General features: G+C 48.1%; 6 protein-coding genes. 1 reads left to right on the plus strand and 5 read right to left on the minus strand.

Going from position 1 to position 4,634, the window contains the following annotated elements; all coding sequences use genetic code 11:
- Together EBR25_12495 and EBR25_12500 are read right to left on the minus strand one after the other, a co-directional pair.
- Positions 1–744 (minus strand): aspartate--tRNA ligase (locus EBR25_12495; protein NBW41804.1); only part of this gene is annotated, 744 nt, incomplete at its 3' end.
- A gap of 38 nt (positions 745–782) precedes the next feature.
- Positions 783–1,475, minus strand: a complete 693-nt coding sequence (locus tag EBR25_12500) for a hypothetical protein (GenBank protein ID NBW41805.1) — start codon at positions 1,473–1,475, stop codon at positions 783–785.
- Positions 1,476–1,609: 134 nt separating this feature from the next.
- Between EBR25_12500 and EBR25_12505 the strand changes: the two genes are divergently transcribed.
- Positions 1,610–2,137, plus strand: a complete 528-nt coding sequence (locus tag EBR25_12505; protein NBW41806.1) for a hypothetical protein — start codon at positions 1,610–1,612, stop codon at positions 2,135–2,137.
- Here the strand turns inward: EBR25_12505 and EBR25_12510 are convergent.
- From EBR25_12510 to EBR25_12520, 3 genes are all read right to left on the minus strand, one after another.
- Positions 2,126–2,311: a hypothetical protein gene (locus tag EBR25_12510; protein NBW41807.1), complete on the minus strand. Its 186-nt coding sequence runs from the start codon at positions 2,309–2,311 to the stop codon at positions 2,126–2,128. The genes EBR25_12505 and EBR25_12510 overlap by 12 nt on opposite strands.
- 82 nt (positions 2,312–2,393) lie before the next feature.
- Entirely contained in the window at positions 2,394–3,950 is a 1,557-nt protein-coding gene (locus tag EBR25_12515; GenBank protein ID NBW41808.1) for a hypothetical protein, read from the minus strand.
- Between the two features lie 102 nt (positions 3,951–4,052).
- The coding region (locus EBR25_12520; GenBank protein ID NBW41809.1) for a hypothetical protein at positions 4,053–4,634 on the minus strand (582 nt) is incomplete at its 5' end.

Here is a 4,634-nt window from a genome sequence, read left to right on the forward strand (position 1 = left end):
CTGCTCCACAAAAGACATCTCAATGTCTATCTGATAGAACTCCCCAGGCGAACGATCAGCCCGAGCATCCTCATCCCGAAAACACGGTGCAATCTGAAAGTACCGGTCAAACCCAGAGATCATGATCAGCTGCTTAAACTGCTGCGGAGCTTGGGGCAGTGCATAGAATTTTCCAGGGTGCCGCCTCGAAGGGACAATAAAGTCTCGGGCTCCTTCTGGAGAACTACTCGTTAGAATCGGCGTGTGGTATTCGCGAAACCCGAGATCGTGCATGATCTCTCTGATGCTCGCTATAATCTCACACCGCTTCACGATATTTTCGTGGAGCCCCTCTCGTCGAAGCTCTAAAAACCGCTGCTGAAGACGCATCGCCTCTGGAGCATTATCATCTTCCGCTACTTGAAACGGAAGAACCTCCGAATGGCCCTGCACGGTGTATGCTTCGCAATGCACCTCTACTTCACCCGTCTGTAACTTCGGGTTCACTAACTCAGCCTCACGCGCCAATACCTTTCCCGTGACGGTAACAACACTCTCAAGACGAATTTTCTGAAGCTCTTCTAGGTGCGCGTCATGAAAGATAACTTGAGTAATCCCATAGTGGTCACGAAGATCCACAAATAAAACTCCCCCATGGTCACGCTTACGCATGATCCACCCTGAAAGAGTCACTTCACTCCCGACATCCCCACTACGAAGCTCTCCACATGTATGAGAACGGTACTTACTCGTTAACTTCGCCATATTCCTATCCCCTTTCAGGCCTCAAAAAAAACTCTCTCCTAGGGAGCACCCTCTAAATAGCTATCAAGTCCCTTGATGTCTATCTTTGCCGCGAATCCCTTCAACTGAGCACTCGTAATATTGTTACGTCCCTCAAGTTTAAAAATTCCCCCACTTTTTAAGAAAATTGAAAGCTCCGGTCTCGCGCCACTCTCATCAAGGAGAGCCGAGCGCCCCCCGATCTCCAGAGCAACACCACCATCCTCCTTTTGTATCATGGCAGCCATCCGCCCCAAACCTGAGTCCTCGTTCGATGAGATCGATTTGCCACCCCCTAATAGCGAGAGCTTAAACTCAATGTTCTTTCCCTTATAAAGCCGAGTCATATTCGTTAGTCCAAGCGCTACACTGACCTCTATCTTTTCACCAGCTGCTTCACTAATTGTATTCGGGAAAAACTTCTTCACTCGCTCGTTTTTCTGGTCCAACAAATAACCCCGAGCTCTCTCAAGCTCTCTCAACGCTCCAGGGAAACTCCCCTCAGAAGAAAGCCGCTCTACTTCACGCAAAGAACTCTCAAAAGTCCACTCCTCAGCACTCGCACTACTCACCCATCCAATCAGGAGGGCCAACATAATCCCGATATGCAGTAATTTACTAGAATAACACATAAAAATCCGACCTTCTGACGCGTTGCTCAGTATACCTGAGGACCCCTCGGAACGAAACACTCCCTTATAAAGACAAAGCATCCCACTTCACCTTGCTCATCTTGAGCCTAAAAAACGAGGCGAATGCGGGAAACCCGCCTTTTTTTTGATTACCGACACCAGAGTAGCGATGATAATTGCCAACACAATATTTAACGATTTTCAGGATCTGCTCTATGGAATTCGACAAAGACCCAACACCCCTACGAGCTCGAAGACAATTTGAACAGGCGCTAGAAGGGGCAGAACACCCCGCAACCGCCTCTGATACCGCTCAGGCACTAGAGCTCATTGAGTCCCTCCTCGGACAATATCCAAGATGCAGCCGTGCTCTAATCGGAACTATGGACCTTATAAAGAATTGTGCTGAATCAATCGATACAGTGCGATGTGGCGCCTTGACCGACGCCGAATCACTCATGGATGAAGCTCTGAATGAGAAAGAACGGATGGATCAGGCTAGCCTCGCTCTGGACTTGAAAAGTAAAGATGCAGAAACATCCCAACAACTCCTTCAATCATTACTCAAAGCAAGCCTTTCGTTCGGTAATGCTCTCCACTGCGCCGAACGGTCACTGCAAGACCTTTCTAATCCACGAGGAGTAGTCCGCCTTACCCGCATTGCTCTTTATCACTACAGTAAAGGAGTGCGTCAACTGCTGTCTGAGCTCCCAAGATTTAATGAAGACCCCTCAGGGGAGTAATATGAGGGGGAGAAAGAGAGTAATATCGAATAACGACAAAAATCCGTTATAAAAACTCTCTGCAGGGACTCTCATGCTCACTGCACTCACAGGATGCTTTACTGCCCCCCTAAACCCCTCCTCGATAGGCCTCTCGAAGAGCTCAATCTTTCCCCAGCTCGAACACAACGGCACTCAATGATAATCCGAACTTTAGCGCTTCTTTCATGCTGCGATTGAAAATATCCCGAACCACCTTGAGCTTCAGCCCCAGGCCTTAGCCTATCTGCTTCAGAATATCATTCAAGAATTCCTTCATTGTCGGACCCACCTCAGACCTGAGTCTTAATAGAACTCGCTTCGAATATTCTGGCTCTGCATGACGCACAATAATCTCAGTGCAGACTTCCCGAACCTTGCGAGGCTCTATCGGAGAAGAAACGATATCGCTCAGTAGTGGAAAAAGATTTGCTGGCAAGACAGACTGATTTCTATCTAAAGAATAGAGAAAGATAATAACGGGATATTTACGACTCGAGTCATATTGCTTCAGCGCTGCTCTTGAATAGAGGAAAGCGGCTGTAAGATCATGCGATCGAGCTAATGCCAAGGCAGAAAGGTTACAAACTTTAGAGTCTCTATCAGTAAGCCCCGATAATAACCTCGGGCTTGCAGCTGTAGTGTCCTCTAATTGACACAAGATCGTTGCTGCAATACGACGTACATCCCGAGGACGCTCCGCTTGAAGATGCTCTCCTATCAGAGCAATATGTTCATCCGAGAGGGTTCGCCTTTGCAACTGGTCTCCACATGCCGCCCTGACTTTTTTATGGGAATCAGATAACCCGTCTATCAACGCTTCAGTTGATGCCCCAAGCTTGCATGCCACGAGCTTGAGCCCAGGAGCAAACTCTTCTCTTAAAATGAGCTCAAGAAACCCTTTTCTAAAGGGAATATCTTGCTCATATAGCTCATTAATCACTCTTAACAGCTTCTCTGCTTGCAACGGCTTGCGCTGCCCTAAGAGGATCCTCATTCGTTCCTCGACAAACTCTGGAGAACGCTCTCTCAATCGTCCCAGCAAGTCAGCCGCAAGTGCGTTCGGAAGCTCATGCAAGACATCAAGCTGCTTCTCGATCCCTTTTTGCCTCTCATCAGACGAGTAGTTTTCTAGAACTCGGTCATGCAGGTGTTCAATCAATGAAAAAGACAAGTGGGGATCTTTCATTGATTTCAAAACGGAAAAAATATCAGAGATAGAAGGTCGAAACTCGCCGAAAGCAGGCTGGTCTAAACATTTAACAATTGCCAGCCGCACCCTTTCTTTTGTCATAGCTCCAGCAGGTGTTCCCGCTTTGATGGGAAGTGCTACTGGGCTCTCCTCTTGAGTGTCTAGGACAGGAGGATGATTTAAGGGAACACGAGATAACTGCTGTAGTGCTTCATGGATTCCCTCAAGTTCATGCTTCATAAGACTTCCAGCATTGACCTGCTCCTGAACCATCTTTCCTATCATGCCAATGGCAGACACTCGCACATCAGCACTCGGGTCCCATGTTGCTTGTGCCAGGAGTGCTGGTAACGCCGAACGGAGCGGTCCCCCTGAAAGCTCCAGGTGAGAGAACTCTCTATCAAGTGCTTCCTTGCTTCCCAATACATCAAGACGGATTGGAAGTTCTCCCTCCGCGAGATATCCATCATCGACCACAAGATCAAAGCCTAAAACAGTATCCAACCTGTGGGGCTGACGAAACGAGAATTCAACAGAGCGTAGCGAGTCACCACAGTCCATCAGATCAGAATATAAGGACTCTTTGTTCCTTGCCTGCTCCACGCGTTAGCTCCAATAGCTCAGGGGGTTTTCCTGCCGAACTTCATCCTGTTATGGATTGGATACTTAATCAACTCTGTATCAGCATCTGAAGAGAGTGGGCATCTAGTAACGGGGAAGAGACCAGCTTAAATACTCAAATTCACCAAAGAAAGTCTTTATCTTTGTAACCTGCCGTTTTCTGAGAAGAATATCGGGAGAAGCCTTATAGTCGTGCCTCACTGCAGTTGCGATGACTGCAAACCGCTCACCCTCAACCCACTTAAGCCCGTACGGAACTTCAACCCCTTCGCCACTCACACCGATTCCACCTCTATTTCTCATTTGCTTCTTTGCTTTCGCTCGTTGCTTGGCAGCTAACTCTCTTTGTTGACGAACCTGAGGCGAAGTATCCGTAACTGCTCTTAACTCTTCATTCGGCTGCTGAAAAAGTCGGTGCAACGGTTGTGTCTGAACGTCAATCTTTGGACTCGTCATCGGCTGGGGGGTCTCCATTGGGCGAACTAATGGCTGCTCAGTAGGATGAATACGGGGCTGCACTTCTGGAGTAGTCGTTTCTGGCGCTCGTAATGGCTCTTCAACAACTGCTCCTCGATTCTGTTCTCGTTGCTTCCTGAGGTACTCCTCTAGCTCTTGCTGGTTTTTAGGCTTGGTTGGCTTTGGAGTAGATTCTACTTTTGCTGCTAC

The organism is bacterium, assembly GCA_009926305.1.
In the GTDB taxonomy this organism is placed as follows: domain Bacteria; phylum Bdellovibrionota_C; class UBA2361; order UBA2361; family RFPC01; genus RFPC01.

Excerpts from the sequence above, each read along its gene's own strand:
- EBR25_12500 (NBW41805.1), bottom strand. The coding sequence starts at position 1,475 with ATGCTTTGTCTTTATAAGGGAGTGTTTCGTTCCGAGGGGTCCTCAGGT.
- EBR25_12505 (NBW41806.1), top strand. The coding sequence starts at position 1,610 with ATGGAATTCGACAAAGACCCAACACCCCTACGAGCTCGAAGACAATTT.